Source organism: Novosphingobium sp. ZW T3_23 (assembly GCF_044987305.1).
In the GTDB taxonomy this organism is placed as follows: domain Bacteria; phylum Pseudomonadota; class Alphaproteobacteria; order Sphingomonadales; family Sphingomonadaceae; genus Novosphingobium.
Window position 1 is genome coordinate 17,056 of sequence record NZ_JBJDRF010000044.1, and the last position, 25,295, is coordinate 42,350.

The window sequence follows — 25,295 nt, forward strand, 5'->3', positions numbered from 1 at the left end:
GAATCGGGAGTTCAGCGTGGAATTTCGACGTAATCGAGCTTCATCATGCGGTCCATCATCGGGCCGCGATAGTCTTCGGGGATGCTTTGCGTGCCCAAAGCCCACGCCATGATGTCGACATCCTCCTCGTCGATCATCCTTTCGAAGAGATCGAGGTCGGCGTCGGTCCATTCGCTGTGGAAGCGGTCGAAGAAGCAGCCGATCATGTAATCGGCCTCGCGCGTGCCGCGATGCCAGGCGCGGAACTTGAGGCGGGCGAGCCGCTCCTGCCTCTGGGGTGAAAGTTCGGTCATGCCCGCGCCGTTACGATACGGCGCGGGCATGGGCAAGTTCGGGTTGTTCAGGATCGGGCTGTTCAGGATCGGGCTGTTCAGGTTCGGGCGGGCTGGAACACCTTGATGATCTCTTCGCCGCGCCGCCCGGTCATGGTCTTGGGGACTTCGGTGAGCAGGGCGCTCTTCAGTTCCTTGTGATAGTGCCGCCGCATCTCGCCCAGCGAGCGGGGATCCGCCACGATCACGAGCTGGTCGATCTCGCGGTCGAGCACCTGTTGGTTGAGCCAACCCGCCACGGCGGCGGCATGGGCGCTTTCATCGAGCGAATCGTTGCTGCCGTCGCCCGTGCGGGCCTGGTGACGCGAGACGGCATCGTCGCGGCGGCGGAAGCCGGCGCTGAAGTTGGTGGCCTCGAGGTCCGGAGTGTCCAGCGCGGTGAGTTTCGGCGCGGCTTCGCGACCCGCGTTGCGATAGAGTTCGAAGTTTTCACCGTCGACGATCGCAAACACGGTTCCGTGCGGAAGAAGCATGCATTTCTCCTATGCTGGTGATGGGGGACATCGAACCAACGTGGCTGTCCGCAAATCCGTTCCCCAACGGTCTGGCGAAACGAGAGGTAGTCGCGCTAAGAGGCTGCCCATGCGGCCCGAAGCTCTGAATTGCCTGTTCACCGAGACCGATTCCCTGGATGGCGTGGGCCCCAAGCTCAAGCGTCCGCTGGAGAAACTAGGGCTGACCCGCATCCGGGATCTGCTCTATCATCTGCCGGATCGCTTCGTGGAGCGGCGCGCCGTCACCAATCTCGACGATGCCGGCGTGGGCGAGAACGTGATCGTCCAGCTTGCCGTGCGCGAGCATCGCTCGCCGTCAGGGCGCGGGCCATTCCGGGTAATAGCCGAGGACACGGCCGGCAACATTTGCACGATCACCTATTTCGGGCGCGCGTCCTACACGGCGAAGAAGCAGCTTCCCGTGGGCGAGACACGCTGGGTGGCCGGGCGCCTCGACCAGTATGGCCAGATGCTCCAGATGGTGCATCCCGAACATATCTCGGAAAGCAGCGCCGCGCCGGTGGGCCAGCTGTGCGAGGCGGTCTATCCGCTGTCCGAAGGGCTGACGCAGGGGCGCGTGGCGGGGCTGGTGCAGCAGGCGCTCAAGGCGGTGCCCGCACTGACCGAGTGGATCGAGCCGGGTTTGTACGACAAGATGAAGTGGCCCGGCTGGCACGAGGCCGTGCGCGAAGTCCACCGCGGCACCCATGCCCAGGCGCGAGACCGGCTCGCCTATGACGAGCTGCTGGCCAATGCGCTGGCGCTGATGTTGGTGCGGGAGAGCAACCGCAAGCAGTCCGGCACGCCGCTGAAGGGCGACGGTGCGCTGCGCGCCAGGCTGAAGCTTCCGTTCGCGCTGACCGGCGCGCAGAAGCGCTCCATTGACGAGATCGAGGGCGACGTGGCGCAGAACGCGCCGATGCTGCGTCTGCTTCAGGGAGATGTCGGCGCGGGCAAGACGGTGGTCGCGCTCAACGCCATGCTCATCGCGGTGGAGGCCGGGGCGCAGGCGGCGCTGCTCGCGCCGACCGAGATTCTCGCTCGCCAGCATTACGAGACGCTGGCCAGGATGCTCCAGGGCACCGGCGTCGAAATCGCGCTGCTGACCGGGCGCGACAAGGGCAAGGCGCGCGAGGCTATCCTGATGGGGTTGGTCGGCGGCTCCATAGATATCATCGTCGGCACTCACGCGATTTTCCAGGATACCGTGTCCTATCGCAATCTGGCGCTGGTGGTGATCGACGAGCAGCACCGCTTCGGCGTCGGCCAGCGGCTGATGCTGGCGCGCAAGGGGCGCCGGACGCCGCATACCCTGGCAATGACCGCCACGCCGATCCCCCGAACGCTGACGCTCGCCCAGTATGGAGAGATGGAAGTCTCCAAGCTCGACGAACTGCCGCCGGGGCGCCAGGCCATCGATACGCGCGTGGTATCGGTGGAGCGCATGGCCGACGTGGTAGAGGGCATCGCTCGCCATATCGAGACGGGCCAGCAGGCCTATTGGGTCTGCCCGATGGTCAGCGAAAGCGAGAACGACGATCTTGCCGCCGCCGAGGCGCGCTATGCGACACTGAAGGAGCGTTTCGGGGATCGGGTGGTGCTCGTCCACGGCCAGCTCAAGCCCGAGGCGAAAGACGCGGGCATGGAGCGTTTTTCCAGCGGCGAGGCTGCGGTGCTGGTGGCGACCACGGTGATCGAGGTTGGCGTCGACGTGCCGAATGCCACGCTCATGGTGATCGAGCAGGCCGAGCGCTTCGGCCTGGCGCAGCTTCACCAGCTACGCGGGCGCGTGGGGCGCGGCAGCGAGAAATCGACCTGCCTCCTGCTGCGCGGCCAGCAGCTCAGCGAAACCGCCCGCCAGCGCCTTGCCCTGATGCGGGAAACGCAGGACGGCTTCCGTCTGGCCGAGGAGGATCTGCAACTGCGCGGCGGCGGCGAACTGCTGGGCACGCGGCAGTCGGGCGACACCCCGTTCCGCATCGCCAGCCTGGAACAGATCACCAAACTGCTACCGCTGGCCCACGACGACGCCCGCCTGCTGATCGAACGCGACGGCGGCCTGGCCGGCCCGCGCGGCGAAGCGGCACGCTTGTTGCTCTATCTGTTCGAACGCGACTGGGGCGTGCAATTGCTGCGCGGCGGATGACGCAGTCTCGTCGTCCCGGACTTGATCCGGGACCGGTGGCCGGGCCCGCCTTGCTCGCGGCGTGGCGCCTCAAGAACTGCCAGCGGTCCCGGATCAAGTCCGGGACGACGGCTGTTCAACATCCCGTCGGCGTCACCCGTCCCGCATAAACAGGCGAAAGCGGAAAGTTCAGTTCAGCCAGCAGGGCCGCGTCGGCATGGCAGTATTTTTCCTTGGCCGGAAAGTCCTGCACCGGAGCGAAAGTGAAAGCCCCGCCCTTCCTCACCAGCGCGAAGGACTGGATGCGCGTGAGCGCGGCCTCATAGGTCGAGGCACCGATGTCGCGGCTGGCCGTCAATATATAGAGTGTCGAGACGCCGCGATATTCGCCGCGCGCGAAGCGGACGGAGCGGATCATGTCGTCACCAACGTCCGGCCTGTCCTCGATCTGCTCCCGGCCTTCGAAGCTGGCGGTGGCCTCTCCCACTTTCACCAGGAAGACATGCTGCCCGCGCACCTTGTTGTTCTGCCGCCAGAGCTGCGCGATCGACCCTGCCTCTCCGGTTCCGGCGATATCGGGCATGGGGTTGATGCCTGCCGCCAGCGTGACGGGCGTCAGCCGGACGGGAGCAGGCGGCGCTCCGGAGGCGAGAACCACGGACGGCAAAGCGAGGGCAAGGAGTCCGGGCAGGTTGCGCCGGGCCAAGGCGCTGAACGTTCGCAGATGTCGCATCGTCACTCCTGAAGCTTTTGCCGACAATGCATCCCTCGTCGCCGTTCTGCCGGGGCGGCGCGACTGCGACAATAGGGCTGGCCGAAAGGGGTAAGGTGAAGGCGGAAATCGGTCCGATTCGCCTGAATTGACGCTTCACATGACAAGATTCGCTTGGGAAAACTCACCGCCGCAGGCACGTATCGTGGAAATGCAGCCTGTGGAAATTTTTGTTTTTGCTAGGATTTTTGAGAGTTTTCGGTGCTCTGGCGGCCGTTCTTGCAGCTTGCGGGCCGATAGCCCGAACAAAAATGAGAATGGCCCCTTGCCACCCCCGGAGTCGCCCTATATAGGCGCGCTCCTGCCCAGGGCGCTCTTCGGAACGCCCACCCGGTCGGGGAATAGCTCAGCCTGGTAGAGCACTGTCTTCGGGAGGCAGGGGCCGGAGGTTCGAATCCTCTTTCCCCGACCATTTCACCTTCGGGTGAGGCTTAGAAACCCAGCGGAAACGCTGGGTTTTTTGCTGTCTGGGCTCCTTCCTCTTGTGAACCCGATGGTGCGCATGGGTCTCACCGGCGACGTCTGGCGGCCATGACCGCGGCGATCGAGCAGGTGACCACGATCGGCCCGATCCAGTCCATCCATTGGTCGAGCTTGGGCCAGACGCGAAGGTCGAATGGACCCCACCAAGGCATGTTCGCCCTCAAGCCGCCGCCGAACCACTCGATCCAGCGGTATTCGGCCTGCGCAACCTCGCGGCCGACGAAATAGGCGGAGGCCACGGCCGCTCCCGACCACCAGTTTCCGGCGGCGAGGCGCAGGACGAGCTGGATCAGGATCGCGAGAAAGGCGTGCTGCAACAGTGTCATGATATTCGAACGTGATGCCGGACGCTCATATCCCCGGTCAAGCGGGACGCTGTTCGTTTGAACCTTTCCCGCGATCGGCTAGGTTTCGCGCATGACCGAAATACTGACAGCCGATTCCACCGCTTCGATCACACCTGCCGGGCAGAAACGCCACTGGGAGTGGCAGTACCTCGATCTTATGCGCCGGATCTGGGAGGAGGGCGACGAGCGGGTGGACCGCACCGGCGTCGGCACGCGTTCGGTGTTCGGCGCGACGATCCGCTTCGACCTGTCCGGCGGCGCGATGCCCCTGCTTACCACCAAGCGCGTCTACTGGAAGACCGCCACGCGCGAAATGCTGTGGTTCCTGACCGGGGACACCAATATCCGGTCGCTCTGCGCGCAAGGCGTTGAAATCTGGACCGACTGGCCGCTGGACCGCTATCGCCGCGAAACCGGCGAGACGATCGAGCGCGCCGAATTCTCTCGCCGTATCGTCGAGGACGCGGCCTTTGCAGAGAAGTGGGGCGATCTCGGCCCGGTCTACGGCAAGCAGTGGGTCGATTGGCCGGTCTACGAGGATGCGGGCGAGGGGCTCTATCGCCGGCGCGATGCCGGGGTGAACCAGGTCGCGCAAGTGATCGAGAGCCTGAAGCAAAATCCCGGCAGCCGCCGCCACATCATCGAGGGGTGGAACGTCGCGGAGCTGGATTCGATGGCGCTGCCGCCCTGTCACAAGAGCTATCAGTTCCATGTGGCCGATGGGCGCCTTTCTTGCGCGCTCTATCAGCGCAGCTGCGATCTCGGGCTGGGTTTCGCCTTCAATATGTGGTCGCTGGCGCTGCTGACCCGCATGTTCGCGCAGCAATGCAACCTTGAGCCGGGCGAGGTCGTTTGGATGGGCGGTGATGTCCATCTCTACCTCAACCATGCCGGCCTGGTCGAAGAGCAGCTCTCGCGCCAACCCGAAGGCGAAGCGCGGCTCGAAATCGGCCGCAGGCCCGATTCGATCTTCGACTACCGGATCGAGGATTTCGTGGTTTCCGGCTACGCGCCGCAAGCGCACATCGCCGCGCCGGTGGCTGTCTAGGGCCGGTTTAGCGGCTCTCATCTGTGGATTGACATTGCCGGAGGTTGAAATAATATGACCTGACCGTGGAATTTTGAAACGCGCCAGGTTCGTCCCTTTTTCCTGGCTCGGTTCGGCTTTCCATGGCCCGGAAAGGCGGGAGAGGATAACCAGAATGGCCGAAGGCCCGGTTCGTACAGGTAAATCGCGCGGCAATTTGCCGCCACTCGATCTCTATGTCCCCGAGCCGAAGTATCGGCCCGGTGACACGGTGGATTACTCTCACCTGCAAATCCCCGAACCGGGCCTTCTGGCCCGGCCGGACGAGGCCTGCGAAGCGGGGGCCACCTGGCCGCTTACCCTCGACATGATCCGCGTGCTGGATGACGATCATCGCGCCACGGGGCCCTGGGATCCCCACCTGGACCCCGAGACGCTGCGGCGCATGCTCTCCACGATGGCGCTCACCCGCGCGTTCGACGATCGGATGTATCGCGGCCAGCGGCAGGGCAAGACCAGCTTCTACATGAAATCCACCGGCGAAGAGGCGATCTCGATCGCCTGCGCCCACGCGCTTGCGGCGGATGACATGGTGTTCCCCAGCTACCGCCAGCAGGGTATCCTGATCGCGCGCGGCTATCCGCTGGTGGAGATGGTCAACCAGATCTACTCCAACCGCGCCGACCCGCTGAAGGGCCGACAACTGCCGATCATGTATTCGGCCAAGGACTACGGGTTCTTCTCTATCTCCGGCAACCTTGCCACCCAGTTTCCGCAAGCAGTTGGCTGGGCGATGGCCAGCGCGATCAAGGGCGATACGCGCATCGCCACCAGCTTCGTGGGCGAAGGCTCCAGCGCCGAGGGCGATTTCCACGCGGCGATGACCTTCGCGGCAGTCTACAACGCCCCGGTGGTGCTCAACGTGGTCAACAACCAGTGGGCGATCTCCAGCTTCTCGGGCTTTGCCGGGGCGGAGCGCACGACCTTCGCGGCACGCGCGGCGGGCTACGGCATTGCCGGGCTGCGGGTGGACGGCAACGACATCCTTGCAGTCTATGCCGCCATGGAATGGGCCGCCAACCGCGCCCGCGCCAACAAGGGCCCGACCCTGATCGAGCACTTCACCTACCGCGCGGAAGGCCATTCGACTTCGGACGACCCCAACGCCTACCGCTCCGCGCGCGAGGCCGAGGACTGGCCGCTGGGCGATCCGATCATGCGCCTCAAGAAGCACCTGATCGCGCTTGGCGAATGGTCGGAGGAGCAGCACGAGGCGATGGACCGTGACCTTGCGGAGCAGGTCAAGGCGGCCACCAAGGAAGCCGAGAAGAACGGCATCCTCGGCCACGGCCTGCACCATCCGTTCCACACCATGTTCGAGGACGTCTTCGAGGAATTGCCCTGGCATCTCCAGGAGCAGGCCGATCAGGCGATCCGCGAGCGACAGACCAAATGGCCGGAGTGGAAGGAGTGAGGACCATGATCGAGGAAAACCCCGTCAGCCTCCACGACGCGCCGAGCCGCCCGATGAACATGATCGAGGCGATCAACGACGCGCTCGACATCATGATGGCGCGCGATCCCGATGTCGTGATCATGGGCGAGGATGTCGGCTATTTCGGCGGCGTGTTCCGCGCGACGGCGGGGCTTCAGAAGAAGTTCGGCAAGAACCGCGTTTTCGATACGCCGATCAACGAATGCGGCATCATCGGCGCCGCGGTGGGCATGGCCGCCTATGGCCTGCGCCCGGTCCCGGAAATCCAGTTCGCGGACTACATCTATCCCGGCCTCGACCAGCTCGTATCGGAAGCTGCACGCCTGCGGTATCGCTCGGCCGGTGAGTTCGTCGCGCCGATCACGGTGCGCTCGCCGTTCGGTGGCGGCATCTTCGGGGGCCAGACCCACAGCCAGAGTCCCGAGGCGCTGTTCACCCATGTCGCCGGGCTCAAGACGGTGATCCCGGCAACTCCCTATGACGCCAAGGGCCTGCTGATCGCTGCGATCGAGGACAACGATCCGGTCATCTTCTTCGAACCGAAGCGCATCTACAACGGCCCGTTCGACGGCTATTACGACCGTCCCTCCCGGCCATGGAAGGGCCTGCCCGGCAGCCAGGTGCCGGAGGGCTACTACAAGGTGCCGCTCGGCAAGGCGCGCGTGGTGCGTGAAGGCGCGGCGCTGACGGTCGTGACTTACGGCACCATGGTCCATGTGGCCGAAGCGGTGCTGGCCGAGAAGGGCATCGATGCCGAGATCATCGATCTGCGCAGCCTCGTCCCGCTCGACATCGACACTGTGGAAAAGTCGGTGGAGAAGACGGGGAAATGCTTGGTGATACACGAGGCGACGCGCACCTCTGGATTCGGTGCCGAACTCGTCACGCTCGTCCAGGAGCGCTGCTTCTATCATCTTGAAGCCCCGGTGGAGCGCGTGACGGGTTTCGACACGCCTTATCCGCACAGCCTCGAGTGGGCCTATTTCCCCGGTCCCGTCCGCATTGGCGAGGCGGTCGATCGGCTCATGAAGGATTGATCCGATGGGTCGTTTCACATTCCGCCTGCCGGACATCGGCGAAGGCATCGCCGAAGCCGAGATCGTCGCCTGGCACGTCAAGATCGGCGATACGGTCGAGGAAGACGGCCGCCTTGCCGACATGATGACCGACAAGGCGACGGTCGAGATGGAGAGCCCGGTTTCCGGCGTGATCGTCGAAGTGGCGGGCGCCGAAGGAGATGTCATCGCCATCGGCTCGCCCCTGGTGGTGATCGAGGTCGAAGGTACGGGGAACGAAGTCGACCGCGCGCCTGCGCCGAAGGCGGAAGTGGTGGAGCAGCGGATCGAGGCGGAAACGCCGGATGCTGAGGATGTCGCGCGCGTCGAGCAGGCGGTAGCGCCAGCTTCCGAGGCAAAGCCTCCCGAGCCGAAGCCCGAACCTGCGCCGGAACCCATTCCGTCTCCTGCCGCGAGCGGGGTCAAGGCACCGCAGCCTCGTCCCGCCGCGCACGCGAAAGTCATGGCCAGCCCTGCTGTTCGCAAGCGCGCCGCCGATCTCGGCATCGATCTTGGCGAAGTGCGCCCGGCCGAAGGCGGCCGCCTGCGTCACTCCGATCTCGACTCATTCCTCTCGTACAACGCCTCGGGCGGCTTCCAGCCTGCCGGACGCAAAGGGCAGGACGAGCAGGTCCGCGTGATCGGCCTGCGCCGCCGCATTGCCGAGAACATGGCGGCATCCAAGCGCCAGATCCCGCATTTCGCCTATGTCGAGGAATTCGACGTGACCGCGCTGGAGGAAACCCGCGCGCAGCTCAATGCAGGGCGAGGAGCCAATGTGGACGGGCGTCCCAAGCTGACGATGCTGCCGTTCCTGATCACCGCGATCTGCAAACTGCTGCCCAGGTATCCGATGCTCAACGCGCATTACGATGACGAGGCGGGCGTGGTGACGCGCTACGGCTCGGTCCATCTGGGCATGGCGGCGCAGACTCCTGCGGGGCTGATGGTTCCGGTGATTCGCGACGCGCAGGACCGCAATCTCTGGCAACTGGCTACCGAGATCGGCCGTCTGGGCCAGGCCGCGCGCGATGGTTCGGCCAAGTCGTCCGAGCTTTCCGGCTCGACGATCACCGTCACTTCGCTCGGGCCGATGGGCGGCGTGGCGACCACACCGGTCATCAACCGTCCGGAAGTGGCGATCATCGGCCCGAACCGCATCGTCGAGCGGCCAATGTTCGTGAAGGGCGTCGACGGGGTGGAGCGCATCGAGAAGCGCAAGATCATGAATATTTCGATGTCCTGTGATCACCGCGTGGTGGACGGCTGGGATGCCGCCAGCTTCGCGCAGGATCTCAAGAAGCTGATAGAGGCTCCCGCACTCATCCTGGCAGGTTAGGGCACATGAAAAGAGATCCGCGTGTCGATGATTATATCGCCCGATCCGCGGAATCTCTGCGCCCGCTGCTGGAACGCCTTCGCGACATGGCGCACGGCGCGCTGCCCGAGGCTGAGGAGGCCATCAAGTGGAACGTCCCGCATTTTACCGTGCGGGGCAAGAACGTCGCCGGAATGAGCGCGTTCAAGGCGCATTGCGCCTTCGGTATCCACGGCGATGCCATGTCGCGTCGTTTCATCCGCGTGACCTGCGAAGCGGATCTGCCGACGGAGGCCGAATTGGCCATGCTGTTGCGCGAGGCAGCGGATCGTATTCTCGATGGCGGCAGGCCCGCAAAAGCGCCGGCAGTGCGAAAGCCGCGTCCCGAGATCCCCATGCCTCGCGAATTTGCCGACGCGCTCGCAGCCGTCCCGGAGGCGCAGGCGGCGTTCGAGCATTTCGCTCCTTCGCATCGGCGGGACTATCTGGAATGGATCACCGAGGCGAAGACGGCTGTGACGCGGGACAAGCGCATGGCTCAGGCGGTCGCGTGGATAGCCGAAGGCAAGACCCGCAACTGGAAGTACGAGAGGCCGCGGCGCTCATCCTGACGCCCTGTTCGGAACGCGCGGCGATTCCCGTCATGGGCTCGCTCCCTTCTGATCGATGTGGGACCAGCGCTTTTCACCAATGAACGGGCTCACCTGGCGACGATGCGTCGGAGTGGCTTCTGCGATGCTCCTCAATGGTTTTCTGCCAAGTTCGAAATTTTTTCGCGTATTTTTCCTTCGACCGAACCGTCCAATCCGCTCTTTCGGGCGACGGAAAGCGCAAGATCGGCGCCAAAATCCGCCGATCTGTTAAACTGTCCACAGGCTAGTCGCGGTTCGGTCGTAAAAATCTTCAGGGCGCTGGAATATCGCGTTGACAGGCACCCGGTGCTGACATAGAGGGCGGCCTCCCAAGCGGACGCAACCGCAAGAACGCGGGTGTAGCTCAGTTGGTTAGAGTGCCGGCCTGTCACGCCGGAGGTCGCGGGTTCGAGCCCCGTCACTCGCGCCACTTGGGATTTCCTGTCTGTGACAGGCAGGAAAAATGCTGGTAGACCAGCGACTTGAGGTAGTCTGAAAACCTCACATACATTGCTGCGCGGGTGTAGCTCAGTTGGTTAGAGTGCCGGCCTGTCACGCCGGAGGTCGCGGGTTCGAGCCCCGTCACTCGCGCCACTTCCTTCAGGGAAGTGGAAAGCAATGATATGAAACAGGCCGGGCTCACGCCCGGCCTTTTCTTTTGCGCGCTGAGAGCTGTTTGGAAAAATGCCCGCAGGGGCATTTTTAAAGCGGCACCGGCCCGCGCCCCCACCCTACCACCCAACGGTAGTATCCTGCGGGTGGTAGGGTGGGGGCGCGGGCCGGTGCCGCAATTCGCGTGCCGCGAAAAAAACGCCGAAGAATCATCCCCAGCGTCCGGTCTCCATCCAGATCAGGAACCGCTTCAGCGGCAATATCCACACGATGCCGAGGGCAAGGTAGACCGGCGTCTGCAGCAGCACGTGCCAGCTTCCGATCACCGGCGACAGATATTTCGCGATCAGCAGGCCGTAGGCGCACAGGGCGAAGAGCAGGCCGAGCACCCCGATGGGGATTCGCCACGTCGGGGTTTCTCGCAAGTCAGATCTCCCCCTCGTAGATTCGGGTCGGCGTCACGATCGCGTCGAGAATGCGATCATGCGGCTCCATGGGGAGGCTTTCGGCCAACTGGCAGTCCCAGGCAAGGCCGATCGCGGGAACGTCGGGATTGGCTTCGAGCCAGCGGTCGTAATGGCCGCCGCCCTGTCCAAGGCGATGTCCTCGTGCCGTAAAGGCGATCAGGGGAACCACCACGATGGCCGGAACCACCGGCCTGGCATCCGGCAGGGGCTGGAGCGCGCCCCACGGCCCGATGGTGAGTTGTTCCTCGTCGAAGGGATTGGCCCATTCGCGGAATTCCATGGTGCTGTCGCGCGCCGCGAACCAGGGCAGGGCGATGCGGCGGTCGTGCTCCGAAAGCCAGCGCGCCCAGCCGAAGGCCGGCGCTTCGTCACCCACGGGGGCGTAGAGGCCGATGGTCAGCCCCTCGGGCATCATCTCCGCAACGGGCGCGGGCGGACGGTTCAGCACCAGCGCGCGCATGCCCTGCGGCAGCGAGGCGACATGTTCGGCGCGCGCGGCCCGGTGCATCTTGCGCAGGGCGCCTTTATCGGAGGGTGGCGAGAGAGGAGGCGACGAATCCACCGTTGGTCCCATTCTAGAATGTCGGGTCAGGAAGTTCAGAACGCGGACAATACCACCGAAGCGCCTTCGCGGCATGTCGGAATTCGGACATTTCGAGCGCCCAAAAGGTGCGGCCCGAAACAAGGCGCTGGAGGCCCGCGTAGTGGGGAGGCCTGAGTAGTGGGTGACGGGTCCACCATGGGTCGTTGCTCGAGAAATCCTCTGACGCCTCGACGTCAGGTGGGGACCATGTGTTCCGGACCAGGATCCGGGCAGGGACAGCCCCCATTGGATTGCTTATAGCCTCAGGGATGTTCGTACGGCTCGTGCCGGGCAGATCCCGTCACCCCTTATTTAGGCATTCGGAGCCTTCTGCTCAAGGAGGTCCGCAAGGTTTTCGACATGATCCGCGATCCTCGCCAGTTCCTCGACGAGAACGGCCGGAATTTCCGGAGCGGGAGGCGATGGCAGAGGAGGCGGCGGCGTGACGGCCTGCGGCGGGCGCCGGCGCAATTCGTGGAGTTCGTCCGCCAGCATCAACGACGCGAACAGGAGCATGCGCGGCTCGGTCTGGCCGACCACGCCGGCCTGGGCAAGCTTCTCGTCGATCATCCGGGCCAGGGCGGTGACGTGTGGTTCTTCGCCGTCCGCACAGGCGAGCATGAATTCGCGCCCGCCGATCGTAAGGGTGATGTTTGCCATCGCCTCAGGGTTTCCGTTCCGAGGGGAGGCGCGGCGCCAGGAGGGCGTCTATCTCTCCCAGCGTCTCCTCTACCGTTCCGCGCAGGCGGGCGTGGCGTTCCTGCAAGTCGCGATTGTGCGACACCGCGCGTTCGAGCCGCGCGAGTGCGGCCCGTATCCTGTCGACCGCCTGTTCCGTCGCGGCCTCGTTCGTCACCTTTTCCATGGTCGATGCGCTACCGTGAAATAGCCAAAAGGCAAGAAATCAGGCAGCCTTGTTCACAGGGCTTTCGATCAGCCGGGGCGAATGTGCCACCATGCGAATGGCACACATATGTACAAGCCCCATGTTCGCGGCCCATGCGTTTGGGGCCCAATCCTCCTTAGGTGAACTTGACGGGAGGCGGCCTCGGCCTAAAGGGGGTCGGCAAGTTCGAATCGTTCACTCTTTGCCGTTTCCGGAGCCTTCACGATGACCCTTGCTGCCGACCGTCTCGCGCCGATGGCCAACGCCATTCGGGCGCTGTCGATGGACGCTGTCCAGGCGGCCAACAGCGGCCACCCCGGCATGCCCATGGGCATGGCCGATGTCGCGACCGTCCTGTTCTCGAAGTTCCTCAAGTTCGATCCCGCACAGCCCAAGTGGGCCGATCGCGACCGCTTCGTGCTGTCCGCCGGCCATGGCTCGATGCTGATCTACTCGTTGCTCCACCTGACCGGCTATGCCAGCCCGACGATGGACGACATCCGGAACTTCCGCCAGCTCGGCTCGGTCTGCGCCGGCCACCCGGAAAACTTCCTGATCGAAGGCATCGAGTGCACCACCGGTCCGCTCGGCCAGGGCCTGGCCATGGCGGTTGGCATGGCGATGGCGGAACGCCAGCTCAACGCCAGCTTCGGCGACGACCTCGTCGATCACCGCACCTGGGTGATCGCCGGCGACGGCTGCCTGATGGAAGGCATCAACCACGAAGCCATCGGCCTGGCCGGCACGCTGAAGCTGGGCCGCCTGAAGGTGCTGTGGGACGACAACAAGATCACCATCGACGGTGATACCTCGCTCTCGACCAGCGAAGACATCCCGGCGCGCTATCGTGCTTCGGGCTGGGACGTGTTCGAGTGCGACGGCCATGATTTCGCCGACATCGAGCGCGCGCTGGCCGATGCCGCCGCATCGGACAAGCCCACCCTGGTCGCCTGCAAGACCGTGATCGGCAAGGGCGCCCCCAACAAGCAGGGCGGCCACGACGTCCACGGTGCTGCGCTGGGCGATGCCGAAGTGGCTGCCGCGCGCGAGTATCTGGGCTGGGCTTCGGCTCCGTTCGAAATTCCGGCGGAAATCCTGGCCGACTGGCGCTCGCTCGGTGAAAAGGGCGCGGCTGCCCATGTCGAATGGTTCGGCCGTCTGGCCGCTTCGGACAAGGGCGAGGAATTCAGCCGCCGCATGGCCGGCGAACTTCCCGAAGGCGACGCGATCCGCGCCAAGCTTGCCGAATGGCTCGAAGGCGATTCCACCGTCGCTACCCGCAAGGCCTCGGAGAACTGGCTGAACGTGCTGGCGCCCGCGATCCCCGAGATGATCGGCGGCTCGGCGGACCTCACCGGCTCGAACAACACCAAGGCCAAGTGCCAGGAGCCGTTCACCCCGGACAACTACGGCGGGCGCTACGTCTACTACGGCATCCGCGAGTTCGGCATGGCGGCGGCGATGAACGGCATGGCGCTGCACGGCGGCGTAATCCCCTACGGCGGCACGTTCCTGATCTTCTCCGACTACTGCCGCAACGCGATCCGTCTTTCTGCGCTCCAGCAGACCCGCGCCATCTACGTGCTGACCCACGATTCGATCGGCCTCGGTGAAGACGGCCCGACCCACCAGCCGGTCGAGCACGTGATGTCGATGCGCCTGATCCCCAATCTCTACGTGTTCCGCCCGGCGGACGTGATCGAGACGGCGGAGTGCTGGAACATCGCCCTCGAATCCGAGGACACGCCTTCGGTCCTGGCGCTGACCCGCCAGAACCTGCCGCAGCTGCGCAAGACCGGCGACATGCTCTCGGCCCGCGGCGCCTACACGCTTCGCCATGCCCAGGCCGACCGCAAGGTGATCCTGATCGCCACCGGCTCGGAAGTCGAACTGGCCGTCAAGGTGAAGGACGAGCTGGAATCGCAGGGCATCGGCGCCGATGTCGTCTCGATGCCGTGCATGGAGCTGTTCGCCGCCCAGGACGAAGCCTACCAGCACGAAGTGCTGCCCAATGACGCCTCGATCCTGAAGGTGTCGATCGAGGCCGGCACCACCATGGGCTGGGAGCGTTACACCGCACAGAGCCGCAACGGCGGCCTGAACATCGGTCTCGACCGCTTCGGCGCCTCGGCTCCGGCCAAGGATCTGTTTGCGCGCTTCGGCTTCACCGTCGAGGCGATCGTTCCGAAGATTCTCAACAAGCTCAGCGTTTAAAGAGGAGATTATTGCAATGGCGACCAAGGTTGCGATCAACGGTTTCGGGCGTATCGGGCGCAATGTCGCTCGCGCCATTCTCGAACGCACGGACCATGACCTCGAGCTGGTTTCGATCAACGACCTGGCGGACGCCAAGGCCAATGCTCTCCTGTTCAAGCGCGACAGCGTTCACGGCACCTTCGAAGGCACCGTGGAAGTCGACGGCACCGATCTCGTCATCAACGGCAAGCGCATCCACGTGACGGCAGAGCGCGATCCCGCGAACCTGCCGCACACCGCGCAGGGCGTGGACATCGTGCTGGAATGCACCGGCTTCTTCACCAACAAGGAATCGGCTTCCAAGCACATCGACGCGGGCGCCAAGCGCGTCCTCGTCTCGGCCCCGGCCAAGGGCGTGGACCTCACGGTCGTCTACGGCGTGAACCACAAGGAACTGACCGCCGATCACGTCGTCGTGTCGAACGCCTCGTGCACCACCAACTGCCTGGCGCCTTTCGCCAAGGTGCTGAACGAGAAGATCGGTATCGAGCGCGGTCTGATGACCACGATCCACTCGTATACCAACGACCAGAAGATCCTCGACCAGATCCACAGCGATCCGCGCCGCGCCCGCGCTGCCGCGATGAACATGATCCCCACCAGCACCGGCGCCGCCGTGGCCGTGGGCCTCGTTCTTCCCGACCTGAAGGGCAAGCTCGACGGTTCGTCGATCCGCGTGCCGACCCCGAACGTCTCGGTCGTCGACCTGACCTTCGTGCCGAAGCGCGACACCACTGCCGAGGAAGTCAACGCGCTGCTCAAGGAAGCGGCCGAGGGCGAACTCAAGGGCGTGCTGGGCTATACGGAAGAGCCGCTGGTCTCGATCGACTTCAACCACGATGCGCATTCGTCGACCATCGACAGCCTTGAGACTTCGGTTCTCGAAGGCAAGCTGGTCCGCGTCCTGTCGTGGTACGACAACGAGTGGGGCTTCTCCAATCGCATGATCGACACGGCTGGCGTGATGGCCAAGTTCCTCTGATGCACCTGCTCTGAGGACCTGATGGAGGCGGGCCGCCTTATCGGCATCGCGCGGCGGACAAGGCCGCGCGCACCGATGGAAGAATTGCGGTCCGCCGCCGTGACTGTCGCCGCGGGAGTCCAGGGGGACTTTCGCGGCGCGGTGCGTCCGGGCAGGGTGCCGCGCAGGCAGGTCTCGCTGCTTGCGGCGGAAGATTGGCTGGCGGCCTTGCGCGACCTGCGCCTGGCGGAAGGCGACTACCCGCCCTGGCATGCACGCCGTGCGAACCTCCTGGTCGAGGGATTTCGGCTGCCGCGCGAGAAAGGCTGCGTCATTGCCATCGGGCAAAGCCTGCGCATCGCAGTGACCATGGAATGCGACCCATGCAGCCGCATGGAAGAAGTGGCGCCGGGGCTCAAGGCCGCGCTCCTGCCGGACTGGCGGGGCGGCGTGCTGGGCACGGTGCTGACGGACGGCGCGATTGCCGTCGGCGACGAGATAAGGATCGAGCAATGAGCGCTTTCAAGACTCTGGATGACCTTGGTGACGTGACGGGCAAGGTCGCGCTGGTACGCGTGGACCTCAACCTGCCGATGAACGACGGGCAGGTCACCGACGATACCCGCATCCGCGCCGCCGCGCCGACCGTGCTGGAGCTTTCCGAACGGGGCGCCAAGGTGCTTCTCCTCGCGCACTTCGGTCGGCCCAAGGGCGAGCGCGTTTCCACCCAGTCGCTTTCGATGGTGGTCGGTGCCGTTGAGAAGGTATTCGGCAAGGAAGTGATGTTCGTGCCCGAGATCGCCGGTGACGTGGTCAAGCAATCAGTCGGCATCCTGCGCGCCGGTGACATCGCGATCCTGGAGAACACCCGTTTTTGGAAGGGTGAGGAAAAGAACGATCCCGAACTGGTGAAGGCGATCGCCGCCAACGCCGACTTCTACGTAAATGACGCGTTTTCGGCTGCCCACCGCGCCCACGCGACGACCGAGGGCCTTGCACACGTGCTCCCGGCCTATGCGGGCCGTTCGATGCAGGCCGAACTCGAGGCGCTCGACAAGGCGCTCGGTAGCCCGGAAAAGCCGGTCGCGGCCGTCGTCGGCGGCGCCAAGGTTTCGTCCAAGCTGGACGTGCTCAAGCACCTCGTCACCCAGGTCGATCACCTGATCATCGGCGGCGGCATGGCCAACACGTTCCTCGCCGCCAAGGGCGTGGACGTGGGCAAGTCGCTTTGCGAGCACGACCTGACCGGCACCGCGAACGAGATCCTGGAAGCCGCGGACAAGTCGGGCTGCACCGTGCACCTGCCTTACGAGGTGGTGGTGTCGAAGGAATTCGCCGCCAATCCGCCCAGCCTGCGCACCTGCAACGTCCATGAGGTTGCCGCTGACGAGATGATCCTCGATGTCGGCCCGCTGGCGGTGGAAGCCTTGGGCGACGTGCTCAAGACCTGCCGCACGCTCGTGTGGAACGGCCCGCTCGGCGCTTTCGAGACGGTTCCCTTCGACGCGGCCACCGTGGCGCTTGCGAAGACGGCCGCCGCGCTGACCCGCGAAGGTTCGCTGGTTTCCGTGGCGGGGGGCGGCGATACGGTTGCCGCGCTCAACCATGCGGGCGTGGCTGGCGACTTCTCGTACATCTCGACGGCAGGCGGCGCCTTCCTCGAATGGATGGAAGGCAAGGAACTTCCCGGCGTGGCCGCGCTTTCGGCGTAAAAAACGTCGTCCCGGACTTGATCCGGGACCGCTGGCGGTGAACAGCCCACTTCAAGGCTGGGCACTTACGCGAGAGCTATCGCCTCAAGAACTGCCAGCGGTCCCGGATCAGGTCCGGGACGACGAGAGGAAGATGTCCACTAAGACCGCGCACCCGCCCTGGCACGATCGCTATGTGACGCTCGACGGCATGCGCGGGATCGCCGCGCTGGCCGTTGCGCTGTTTCACTTCAACATCTCGCAGGCCCCGCACGGCTACGTCGCGGTGGACTTCTTCTTCGCGCTTTCGGGCTTCGTGCTCTGCACCAGCTACCTGCCACGCTGGCAGGGCGGGATGGGCACCGGCGAATTCATGACGAAGCGGCTGGTCCGGCTCTACCCGCTGTTTCTGGTGGGCATCGCGTTGACCACCACGGTCGGTCTGGCCCGCTACTACACGGGCGGCGACACCTCGCTGAGGCTTTCGACCATCGGCATCAGCACGGCGATCAATGCGCTGATGCTGCCTTCTCCGCTCACCAATACGCTGTTTCCGCTCAACGTACCGGCCTGGTCGCTGTTCTACGAGCTTGTCGCCAATCTCGTTATGGTCCTGGTGCTGTTCAGGCTGCCCCGCTTTGCGCTGGTAGCGGTATGCGCCGCCTCGGCCTGGTGGTTCGCCCCGGCGGTATTGGAGAACGGCTCTGGCAATATCGGCGCGATCTGGGGCGAGTGGGCGCTGGCGCTGGCGCGAACGCTCTATTCCTTCTGCGCCGGCATGCTCATCGCCCGGTTCCGCCAGCCCGCGCATCGGCCCGCGACGCTGGGTGGGCTGTTATGCCTGGCCGCCATAGCGGCGATGCTGCTGGCCGATCCTAAGTGGATCGCCGTCACCCACTACGACCTCGCCTGCACGCTGGTGCTTTCGCCGCTGCTGGTGTGGTTCGGTTCGCGCGTGGAACCTTCGCGCAAATTGGCGCCGGCGGCCTGGTTCGTGGGCGAGGTCTCGTTCGCGCTCTATGCCGTGCACTGGGCTTTGATAGAGCCGATGCGCTATTTCAAGGACGACCTGCAATACGATGAAGTGCTGATGGCATTCGTGTTCCTCGGCGCCTGCCTCGTCACCGCCTGGTTCTGCGTACGCTGGATAGATGTTCCCGCGCGCACGTTGCTGTCCGACATGCTGCGCCGCCGCAGGCAGGCGCGTGTCTTCGCCGGACCGGATCATCCGGTAGATGGATAGCCTTTTGCCGCAGTTGCGAAACGGAGCCTCTGAGCATAAGCCCGTTTCAGGTTGTTGATACGACTTAGGAGGAGAAAACCATGCAATTTACGGAAATGGCGGCCAAAATGGCCGACGGGAACGGCTTTATCGCTGCGCTCGACCAGAGCGGCGGCTCGACCCCGAAGGCGCTCAAGGGCTATGGCGTCGAGGAAGGTGCCTGGTCGACCGAAGAGGAGATGTTCGGGCTGATCCACCAGATGCGCGCCCGCATCATCGCCTCGCCGGCCTTCACGGGTGACAAGGTGCTCGGCGCGATCCTGTTCGAACGCACCATGGACGGCCAGGTCAATGGCGTTCCGACGCCGCAGGCCCTGATTGCCAAGGGCGTGGTTCCCTTCATCAAGGTCGACAAGGGCCTTGAAGACGAAGCCAACGGCGTGCAGCTGATGAAGCCGATGCCCACCCTCGATGCCCTGCTTGAGCGTTCCAAGGCGCTCGGCGTGTTCGGCACCAAGGAGCGCTCGGTGATCCATTCGGCCAATGCCGAGGGCATCGCCGCCGTCGTCAAGCAGCAGTTCGAGATCGGCAGCCAAGTTCTTTCGCACGGCATGATGCCGATCATCGAGCCCGAAGTGAACATCAAGAGCGAAACCCGCGCCGAGTGCGACGCGCTGCTTCTGGCCGAGATTCTCAAGAACCTTGACGCTCTGCCTGAAGGCACGCGCGTGATGCTCAAGCTGTCGTTGCCGATCGTGGCCGGCACTTTCGATCCGCTCGTCTCGCATCCCAAGGTGCTGCGCGTCGTTGCGCTTTCGGGCGGCTATGCCCGCACCGAGGCCTGCGCCGAACTGGCGAAGAACAAGGGCATCATCGCCAGCTTCAGCCGCGCGCTGCTCGAAGACCTGCGTTCGCAGATGAGCGACGCCGAATTCGACGCGGCGCTGGGCGATGCGATCGACGAAATCTTCAAGGGCTCGACCCAGAAGGTGGATGCGGCGGCCGCCGCCTGATCCGCTTCTGGATTTGCTTGAAGGAGAGGGCGGTGCCGCAGGGCGCCGCCCTTTCTTCGTTCAGAGGCCGCCCATGAAGCGGAAACCGAACTGATAGGCCAATGGCGCGGATTTGCGCCCGGCAACGGGATGGGGCAGCGCGTCCAGCAGGTCCAGCTGACCATCCGCGATCTGCACGGGCTGGCCCAGGGTCATCTCGATTTCGCGCGGGCCGGAGCCCAAATCTACGCGCACCCGTACGCGCAGGCGTCCGGCCCAGACGCATTGCGTACCCTCGGCACAGCGGCTGTCTTCGACAAGCGCCAACGGCGTCACACGCGGGCCGTCGACGTAGATCGTCTCGCCGATGCGGGTATAGGCCAGCGGCGGGCCGCTATAGGGTTCGGGCGCCGCAGGTGATTGCGGCGTGTAGAAATCGGCGGCGGCCGAGTTCTCCGGGCGAGCTTCAGGCGTGTTGTCGAAAACAGGCGGCTCGGGCGGTGTGGGCTGGTTCGGAATGCCAGGTTGGGCGGGGCCAGGCTGGACAGGGACGTGTTGGGCTTGAACGGGTCGTGCAGGCGCGCCGCCCGGCGATTCCGGAATGATCCGGCAAGCCGAAAGCGCGACCAGCACGGTCAGGAGCGGAAGGGCGGTCGATAAGGCGGGGCGTCTCATGATCCTCACACTGTCTGTCGGTCGAGCGGCAATGGCCGCAGAAAGCCGCATCGCGGCTGAACCTCGTCCTAACTATCGGCTTTCCTCGGAGGACAAAGCCTTTTCCCGGAGAAGCTTCATCGGGCCGGCCTGCATATCTTTTCTTCGCTTGCTGCATTTTCCGTGCGGTCAGGTGATTCCACCTGCGCCGAAAATGCTCTAGGGCAGCCGGCATGGAAGACATCGAACGCGAACCGACGCAGCTCTATCTGATCTCGCCGCTTGAAGTGGCCGGCGCATTTCCCGACCGCCTTGCCCGCGCGCTCGACGCAGGCCCCGTGGCGGCGTTCCAGTTCCGCGTGAAGGATCTCGATCAGCATGAGGCGGCGCGACTTGCCGAGCCTTTGCAGAAGATCTGCGGCGATCGCAGCGTGGCCTTCATCGTCAACGATTCGGTCAGCCTCGCCAAGCGCCTCGGCGCGGACGGCGTACATATCGGGCAGGAAGACGGCACCGTCGAGGAAGCCCGCCAGGCGCTGGGCCGTGACGCACAGATCGGCGTCACCTGCCACGACAGCCGCCATCTGGCCATGGACGCGGGCGAAGCCGGGGCCGATTATGTCGCCTTCGGCGCCTTCTTCCCGACCACCACCAAGCAGGTGAAGCACACGGCGGGGCTGGACCTGCTGGAATGGTGGCAGGGCATCTTCGAACTCCCCTGCGTCGCCATCGGCGGGATCACGCCGGAGAACTGCGGCCCGCTGGTTGCGGCGGGCGCGGACTTCCTGGCGGTTTCGGGCGCGGTCTGGAACGGCGACGAAGTTGCGGCCATCAAGGCTTTTCACGAAGCGATGGCGGCCATCCAGGGATAAGGGCGCGGCGTGGGGTTTCCACAAGCTATCCTCACGTCTTCCCCAGCATCTCCACCGTCCATCAACCGTTTCCGAACAGCTTATCCACAGGCTTGCCCCCAAGGAGCGGCCGGTGCAGAAACGGCGCTATGAATCTCGATCGCTACTTCGCCCGCATCGGTCTTTCCGGGGCATTTCCGGCCTCGCCCCTGAAGCTCACCGAACTGCAGGCCGCGCACCGCCGGTCCATCGGCTTCGAGAATCTGGCGATCCCGCTGGGTGAGGGCGTCCGCATCGACAGCGCCAGCGTGTTCGAGAAGCTCGTGCTGCGCGCGCGCGGCGGTTATTGCTTCGAGCAGAACCGCCTGTTCGGCGACGCGCTCGCCGCGATGGGGCTGGTCAACCGGCCCCTGCTGGCGCGCGTGCTGCTGGGGCTGGAGCCAGGCGTCGTACCGCCGCGCACCCACACCCTGCTTCTGGTGAACCTCGGCGGAGAGGCATGGATTGCCGATGCCGGTTTCGGCGGCAGCTACGTGCCGCCCCTGCCGCTGGAAGACGGCGCTCAGGCGCAGACGGACGACGGCGCGTGGCATCGTCTCCTGCGGACCGGGGAGCGCGGCGCATTGGGCGGCGAATGGCGGCTGGAGCGTGCCGGTCCTCCCGGGGCAACCGATGGCCGCGCCGCGCCGCACGGCGACTGGCAGCCGCAATATGTCTTCGACCTGAGCGACGTGGCGCAGGACGATCTGGAGATGAGCAATCACTGGACGTCGACGCGGCCCGGCACCCGTTTCACCACGCTCTGCATCGCCAGTGTGGTGCTTGCGGACGGTTTCGCCTCGCTGAGCGACCGGCAGCTCACGCTCAGCCGGAATGGTGTCAGCGAGGTGCGGCAAGTCGAGACGCCTGCCGAATATGCCGGACTTCTCGGCGATACGTTCGGTATTACGCTGGGCGCGGAAGAGGCGGCGCGGCTCCCGATCTTCCGCTGATCCCTTACTTCTCCCTGAGCCGGGGCATCAGTTCCACGAAGTTGCAGGGCCGGTTGCGGCTGTCGAGCTGCTCGGCAAGAATGCCGTCCCAGCCGTCCTTCACCGCGCCGTTCGAGCCCGGCAGCGCGAAGATATAAGTGCCGCGCGAGACGGCGGCGCAGGCGCGGGACTGAACGGTCGATGTACCGATGGTCTTGTAGGACAGCCACCGGAACAGCTCTCCAAACCCCGGAATGTCGCGCTCCTTCACGCGGTCGATCGCTTCCGGGGTGACGTCGCGTCCGGTGAGGCCGGTGCCGCCGGTGGAAACGATCGCATCCACGTTCGGATCGTCGATCCAGGCGTTCAGCCTTGCCGCGATCACGTCCGCATCGTCCTTTTCGATCGCGCGATCGGCCAGGCTGTGACCGGCGTCGCGGATGCGCTGGACGAGGATGTCGCCCGAGGTGTCGGTATCGGGGCCACGCGTATCGGAGACGGTCAGGACGGCGATCTGGATGGGCTTGAAGACGCGTTCGGGATCAACGGCCACGCAGGATAGCTCCGTTCGCTGCCATGCGGACGGCCTGCGAGCCGGCGAGTCCGGGGAAAGTCGGCCACATGTCCTGGGCGAGCGCCATGCGGCTTTCGGATTGGCCGCCGGCCTGCCGCTCGTACATCCAGTAATTGCGCAGTACGATGTTCACGTAGCCGCGCGTTTCCCAGTAGGGCAGCGATTCCATCCACAGCAGTGGGTCGCCCTGGCAGTTCACTTCGGTGTTCCAGCGGCGCACCGGCAGCGGACCGGCATTGTAGGCGGCCATGACCTTGGGCAGCAGGCCCTGGGTGCCCGAATCGTTCTTCAGCGTTTCGAGATGGCGCTGGCCGAAGGCGAGGTTCACTTCGGGCTTGTTGAGATCCGAGGCATTGCCGGAGTAGCCAAGCGATCCGGCATGATCGCGCGCGGCGGCGGGCATGATCTGCATCAGTCCGCGCGCACCGGCGGGGCTGACGACTCCGGTCTGGAAGATCGATTCCTGAAGCGCGTGGGCATAGACCAGCGCCGGATCCACCTTCCAGCCGCCGACCGGCGTCCACTTGGGCGTCGGGAAACGGCTGGCGGGTTCGGGCTTGCCGCCGAAGGGTGCGTTGTAGGCCATCCACAGCTGGGTGGAGGGCAGGCCCAGATCGCGCGCGAGCCGCGTGATCGAGGCGTACTGGTCTGCCGTGCCGATACGGGCCTGATGGCGCAGCACTTCGTCCGCCAGGCTGTCCTTGCCGATCTCGGCCAGTTCCACGGCGGTGCGGATGTTGCTGTTGGAGCGCAGCAATTGCCAGTCGTTCTGCGTGAAATCGGCGGCGGCGTGCTGTTCGGGCAGCTTCATGCCGAGCTGTTCGGCGGCGAGCATGCCGTAGAGCGTCTCGTCCCGCGCGGCGGCCAAGCGCAGTGCAGCCGAGGCCTGTTCGGGCTTGCGGCAGCGTACGAGCGCGCGGCTGCGCCAGTAGTGCGCGGCGCTGGTCAGTTCGGCGTTTTCGGAGGACTTCGCCGTCTTGTCGAAGGCCTCTACCGCGCCGTCGCAGTCGCCCAGGCGCCACGCAGCGAGGCCGGCGGTCCACCACGCTTCTCCCACCCAGGGCCCGGTGCCCATGGCGGCAAGCTGCGCAAGCTGATAGGCCTGCGCGTCCTGATTCTCGATATAGAAGCTCCAGGCCACTTTCTGGCGCCATTCGGCCCGCGCCGAAGAGCTGAGCCCCGCGTCGATGCCGTCAAGCAGCACTCTGGCGCCGGTGGGATCGTCGGCCTTGATCCGATCGTTGATGCCGTTGGCAATCATCGCCGGCATCGTGCCGTCGTCCAGCGAGGACGGGCGCACGCGCTTCGCCATGGTGGGCAGGCGCGCGAACTGCTGCTCGGCGGGAAGCGAGGGAACGGTGCTGGCCCCGCGCCTGAGGGCAAGCCGGCTGATCTGGTCGGCGCCCGGCAGGCTGGTGCCCTGGGCAAGCCAGGATTCGAGCGCGGGAAGCTCGATCTTGGGAGAGCCCGCAGCCAGGTAATAGGCGGCACGAAGCTGCTGGTGGAGCGGGCCATCGCTGCGATCCGTCAGCATGCGCTGCACGGTGGACCAGTCCTTGGCGTCCACCGCGTCGAAGGCCTGCTTGTAATAGGCGCGATCATCCTGGCTCAAGAGCGAGGGGACCGCGGTATTGTCGGCGCGCGTGCGGAAATATTCCACGGCGGCGCTGTTGGCCAAGGCCGGGCTTGCGCCCGCAGCGGAAAGGACGGTGAGAACGGCAAGGGCAGCGCCAGAGTGCGATACACCCTTGCGCCATGCTCCCTTGCGGATTCTCTCCCTGCCGGATCGTTTCAAATTCATTCCCCGCATCGTGCGACCGTTGTGCCGGGTAGGGTCGGTCTCTTCGAGACTTCCCCCAGGAACATTCAAGCTCCCGGCTCGGTTAATTTCGTTGTGTCCGTTTCGGACTTTGTCCACTCCAGCCAGGCGTTCCAGAAGCTCGCCTTTGCGCGCGGTTGTTGCGTCAGCGCGGCGAGACCCCACCCGGCCAGAAGCGGTATAACACACCCTTCATGCTGAAATTGTCTTAAAACGGCAGCGCGTTGCGGCAATTCGTGGCCGATGAGCGACAGGACGTTTCCGCCAAGCACCATGAGGCGCTGCGGCGAGACAAGGTTAACGTGGCGAGCGAGCGCGTCACCGATTCCGCGACTCCCTGCCGCGCGCCAGTCCGGCAGCGGATCGTGGCGCGGCAGGGCGCTGGCGAGATAGATTTCGTCGCGGCTGAGGCCGAACGCGGCGAGCATGGCATCGAGCAGCCTGCCTTGCGCGCCGCTCAGCAGGGCGGCGCGATCCTGCTCCTCCGGCGTCTCCACCACGATCATGAGCTTCGCCCCGGTCGGCCCCATCGGCGCCACGCGTCCGGCCGAACCGCCGTCGTCGAGCAGCGATTCGTGCATCCACCATTCCCGGAAGGCGGGGAGGTCGGCTGGCAGCAGTGCGGGATCGATGCGCGTGGGTATTGGCGGGGGCGCGTTTTCCTGCACCGGGGGGC

At 65.0% G+C, this 25,295-nt stretch carries 26 protein-coding genes and 3 tRNA genes; 17 read left to right on the forward strand and 12 right to left on the reverse strand.

Annotated elements, in window-relative coordinates; genetic code table 11:
• Positions 1 to 11: 11 nt before the first annotated feature.
• Both ACI3K3_RS18905 and ACI3K3_RS18910 read right to left on the reverse strand, forming a co-directional pair.
• Positions 12 to 293, reverse strand: coding sequence for a succinate dehydrogenase assembly factor 2 (locus ACI3K3_RS18905; protein ID WP_404916461.1), 282 nt, complete (start codon positions 291 to 293; stop codon positions 12 to 14).
• Between the two features lie 77 nt (positions 294 to 370).
• On the reverse strand, positions 371 to 805 hold the full coding sequence (locus ACI3K3_RS18910; protein ID WP_404916463.1) for a host attachment protein: 435 nt from the start codon (positions 803 to 805) through the stop codon (positions 371 to 373).
• Between the two features lie 109 nt (positions 806 to 914).
• On the opposite strand from ACI3K3_RS18910, the gene recG reads away from it, so the two are divergent.
• Positions 915 to 2,972 (forward strand): ATP-dependent DNA helicase RecG, encoded by a 2,058-nt coding sequence (gene recG, locus ACI3K3_RS18915; RefSeq protein ID WP_404916465.1) that lies wholly within the window; start codon positions 915 to 917, stop codon positions 2,970 to 2,972.
• A 115-nt stretch (positions 2,973 to 3,087) separates the two neighbouring features.
• On the opposite strand, the gene ACI3K3_RS18920 is transcribed toward recG, so the two are convergent.
• Positions 3,088 to 3,684, reverse strand: a complete 597-nt coding sequence (locus ACI3K3_RS18920) for a hypothetical protein (protein WP_404916467.1) — start codon at positions 3,682 to 3,684, stop codon at positions 3,088 to 3,090.
• A gap of 374 nt (positions 3,685 to 4,058) precedes the next feature.
• Between ACI3K3_RS18920 and ACI3K3_RS18925 the strand changes: the two genes are divergently transcribed.
• A tRNA-Pro gene (locus ACI3K3_RS18925) sits at positions 4,059 to 4,135 on the forward strand.
• A 97-nt stretch (positions 4,136 to 4,232) separates the two neighbouring features.
• Here ACI3K3_RS18925 and ACI3K3_RS18930 read toward each other — a convergent pair.
• Positions 4,233 to 4,532 (reverse strand): hypothetical protein, encoded by a 300-nt coding sequence (locus ACI3K3_RS18930; RefSeq protein ID WP_404916469.1) that lies wholly within the window; start codon positions 4,530 to 4,532, stop codon positions 4,233 to 4,235.
• Between the two features lie 91 nt (positions 4,533 to 4,623).
• Between ACI3K3_RS18930 and thyA the strand changes: the two genes are divergently transcribed.
• The 7 genes from thyA (at position 4,624) to ACI3K3_RS18965 (ending at position 10,674) form a co-directional block, all read left to right on the forward strand.
• Positions 4,624 to 5,601 carry a thymidylate synthase gene (thyA, locus tag ACI3K3_RS18935; protein ID WP_404916471.1) on the forward strand — a complete coding sequence of 326 codons (978 nt, stop codon included), beginning with the start codon at positions 4,624 to 4,626 and terminating at the stop codon, positions 5,599 to 5,601.
• Between the two features lie 154 nt (positions 5,602 to 5,755).
• Positions 5,756 to 7,054, forward strand: coding sequence for a thiamine pyrophosphate-dependent enzyme (locus ACI3K3_RS18940; protein WP_404916473.1), 1,299 nt, complete (start codon positions 5,756 to 5,758; stop codon positions 7,052 to 7,054).
• Between the two features lie 5 nt (positions 7,055 to 7,059).
• Positions 7,060 to 8,112, forward strand: a complete 1,053-nt coding sequence (locus ACI3K3_RS18945; protein ID WP_404916475.1) for an alpha-ketoacid dehydrogenase subunit beta — start codon at positions 7,060 to 7,062, stop codon at positions 8,110 to 8,112.
• A gap of 4 nt (positions 8,113 to 8,116) precedes the next feature.
• Positions 8,117 to 9,469: a dihydrolipoamide acetyltransferase family protein gene (locus tag ACI3K3_RS18950; protein ID WP_404916477.1), complete on the forward strand. Its 1,353-nt coding sequence runs from the start codon at positions 8,117 to 8,119 to the stop codon at positions 9,467 to 9,469.
• 5 nt (positions 9,470 to 9,474) lie between these two features.
• Complete coding sequence (locus ACI3K3_RS18955; RefSeq protein WP_404916479.1) at positions 9,475 to 10,059, forward strand: YdeI family protein; 585 nt, start codon at positions 9,475 to 9,477, stop codon at positions 10,057 to 10,059.
• A gap of 374 nt (positions 10,060 to 10,433) precedes the next feature.
• Positions 10,434 to 10,510, forward strand: a tRNA-Asp gene (locus ACI3K3_RS18960).
• 87 nt (positions 10,511 to 10,597) lie between these two features.
• Positions 10,598 to 10,674 (forward strand) — tRNA-Asp (locus tag ACI3K3_RS18965).
• Between the two features lie 227 nt (positions 10,675 to 10,901).
• Here the strand turns inward: ACI3K3_RS18965 and ACI3K3_RS18970 are convergent.
• From ACI3K3_RS18970 to ACI3K3_RS18985, 4 genes are all read right to left on the reverse strand, one after another.
• Positions 10,902 to 11,117 carry a DUF2842 domain-containing protein gene (locus ACI3K3_RS18970; protein ID WP_404916481.1) on the reverse strand — a complete coding sequence of 72 codons (216 nt, stop codon included), beginning with the start codon at positions 11,115 to 11,117 and terminating at the stop codon, positions 10,902 to 10,904.
• Between the two features lies 1 nt (position 11,118).
• The gene (locus ACI3K3_RS18975; RefSeq protein WP_404916483.1) at positions 11,119 to 11,667 is read right to left on the reverse strand and encodes a 5-formyltetrahydrofolate cyclo-ligase; all 549 of its coding nucleotides are present in this window, start codon (positions 11,665 to 11,667) and stop codon (positions 11,119 to 11,121) included.
• 387 nt (positions 11,668 to 12,054) lie between these two features.
• Positions 12,055 to 12,402, reverse strand: coding sequence for a cell division protein ZapA (locus ACI3K3_RS18980; RefSeq protein WP_404916485.1), 348 nt, complete (start codon positions 12,400 to 12,402; stop codon positions 12,055 to 12,057).
• 4 nt (positions 12,403 to 12,406) lie between these two features.
• Positions 12,407 to 12,607, reverse strand: coding sequence for a hypothetical protein (locus ACI3K3_RS18985; protein WP_404916487.1), 201 nt, complete (start codon positions 12,605 to 12,607; stop codon positions 12,407 to 12,409).
• Positions 12,608 to 12,853: 246 nt separating this feature from the next.
• Here ACI3K3_RS18985 and tkt point away from each other — a divergent pair, with 246 nt between their 5' ends.
• The 6 genes from tkt to ACI3K3_RS19015 all read left to right on the forward strand — a co-directional run bounded on the left by tkt (position 12,854) and on the right by ACI3K3_RS19015 (position 19,771).
• Positions 12,854 to 14,842: a transketolase gene (gene tkt, locus ACI3K3_RS18990; RefSeq protein ID WP_404916489.1), complete on the forward strand. Its 1,989-nt coding sequence runs from the start codon at positions 12,854 to 12,856 to the stop codon at positions 14,840 to 14,842.
• Between the two features lie 16 nt (positions 14,843 to 14,858).
• Positions 14,859 to 15,866, forward strand: coding sequence for a type I glyceraldehyde-3-phosphate dehydrogenase (gene gap, locus ACI3K3_RS18995; protein WP_404916491.1), 1,008 nt, complete (start codon positions 14,859 to 14,861; stop codon positions 15,864 to 15,866).
• A 75-nt stretch (positions 15,867 to 15,941) separates the two neighbouring features.
• Positions 15,942 to 16,361, forward strand: a complete 420-nt coding sequence (locus tag ACI3K3_RS19000) for an MOSC domain-containing protein (RefSeq protein ID WP_404916493.1) — start codon at positions 15,942 to 15,944, stop codon at positions 16,359 to 16,361.
• Positions 16,358 to 17,557: a phosphoglycerate kinase gene (locus tag ACI3K3_RS19005; protein WP_404916495.1), complete on the forward strand. Its 1,200-nt coding sequence runs from the start codon at positions 16,358 to 16,360 to the stop codon at positions 17,555 to 17,557. The genes ACI3K3_RS19000 and ACI3K3_RS19005 overlap by 4 nt, the downstream gene beginning before the upstream one ends.
• 133 nt (positions 17,558 to 17,690) lie before the next feature.
• Entirely contained in the window at positions 17,691 to 18,779 is a 1,089-nt protein-coding gene (locus tag ACI3K3_RS19010; protein WP_404916497.1) for an acyltransferase family protein, read from the forward strand.
• Between the two features lie 80 nt (positions 18,780 to 18,859).
• A complete protein-coding gene (locus ACI3K3_RS19015) occupies positions 18,860 to 19,771 on the forward strand; it encodes a fructose bisphosphate aldolase (RefSeq protein WP_404916499.1) in 912 nt (303 codons plus the stop codon).
• A 60-nt stretch (positions 19,772 to 19,831) separates the two neighbouring features.
• Here ACI3K3_RS19015 and ACI3K3_RS19020 read toward each other — a convergent pair whose 3' ends face one another.
• Entirely contained in the window at positions 19,832 to 20,425 is a 594-nt protein-coding gene (locus ACI3K3_RS19020; protein WP_404916501.1) for a hypothetical protein, read from the reverse strand.
• A gap of 212 nt (positions 20,426 to 20,637) precedes the next feature.
• Here ACI3K3_RS19020 and thiE point away from each other — a divergent pair, with 212 nt between their 5' ends.
• Both thiE and ACI3K3_RS19030 read left to right on the forward strand, forming a co-directional pair.
• Positions 20,638 to 21,276, forward strand: coding sequence for a thiamine phosphate synthase (gene thiE, locus ACI3K3_RS19025; protein WP_404916503.1), 639 nt, complete (start codon positions 20,638 to 20,640; stop codon positions 21,274 to 21,276).
• Positions 21,277 to 21,404: 128 nt separating this feature from the next.
• A complete protein-coding gene (locus tag ACI3K3_RS19030; RefSeq protein WP_404916505.1) occupies positions 21,405 to 22,247 on the forward strand; it encodes an arylamine N-acetyltransferase in 843 nt (280 codons plus the stop codon).
• Between the two features lie 4 nt (positions 22,248 to 22,251).
• Here ACI3K3_RS19030 and moaB read toward each other — a convergent pair whose 3' ends face one another.
• From moaB to ACI3K3_RS19045, 3 genes are all read right to left on the reverse strand, one after another.
• The gene (gene moaB / locus ACI3K3_RS19035) at positions 22,252 to 22,779 is read right to left on the reverse strand and encodes a molybdenum cofactor biosynthesis protein B (RefSeq protein ID WP_404916507.1); all 528 of its coding nucleotides are present in this window, start codon (positions 22,777 to 22,779) and stop codon (positions 22,252 to 22,254) included.
• Entirely contained in the window at positions 22,769 to 24,601 is a 1,833-nt protein-coding gene (locus ACI3K3_RS19040; protein ID WP_404916509.1) for a lytic transglycosylase domain-containing protein, read from the reverse strand. The genes moaB and ACI3K3_RS19040 overlap by 11 nt, the downstream gene beginning before the upstream one ends.
• 65 nt (positions 24,602 to 24,666) lie before the next feature.
• A partial coding sequence (locus tag ACI3K3_RS19045; protein WP_404916511.1) for a uracil-DNA glycosylase family protein occupies positions 24,667 to 25,295 on the reverse strand: 629 nt, incomplete at its 5' end.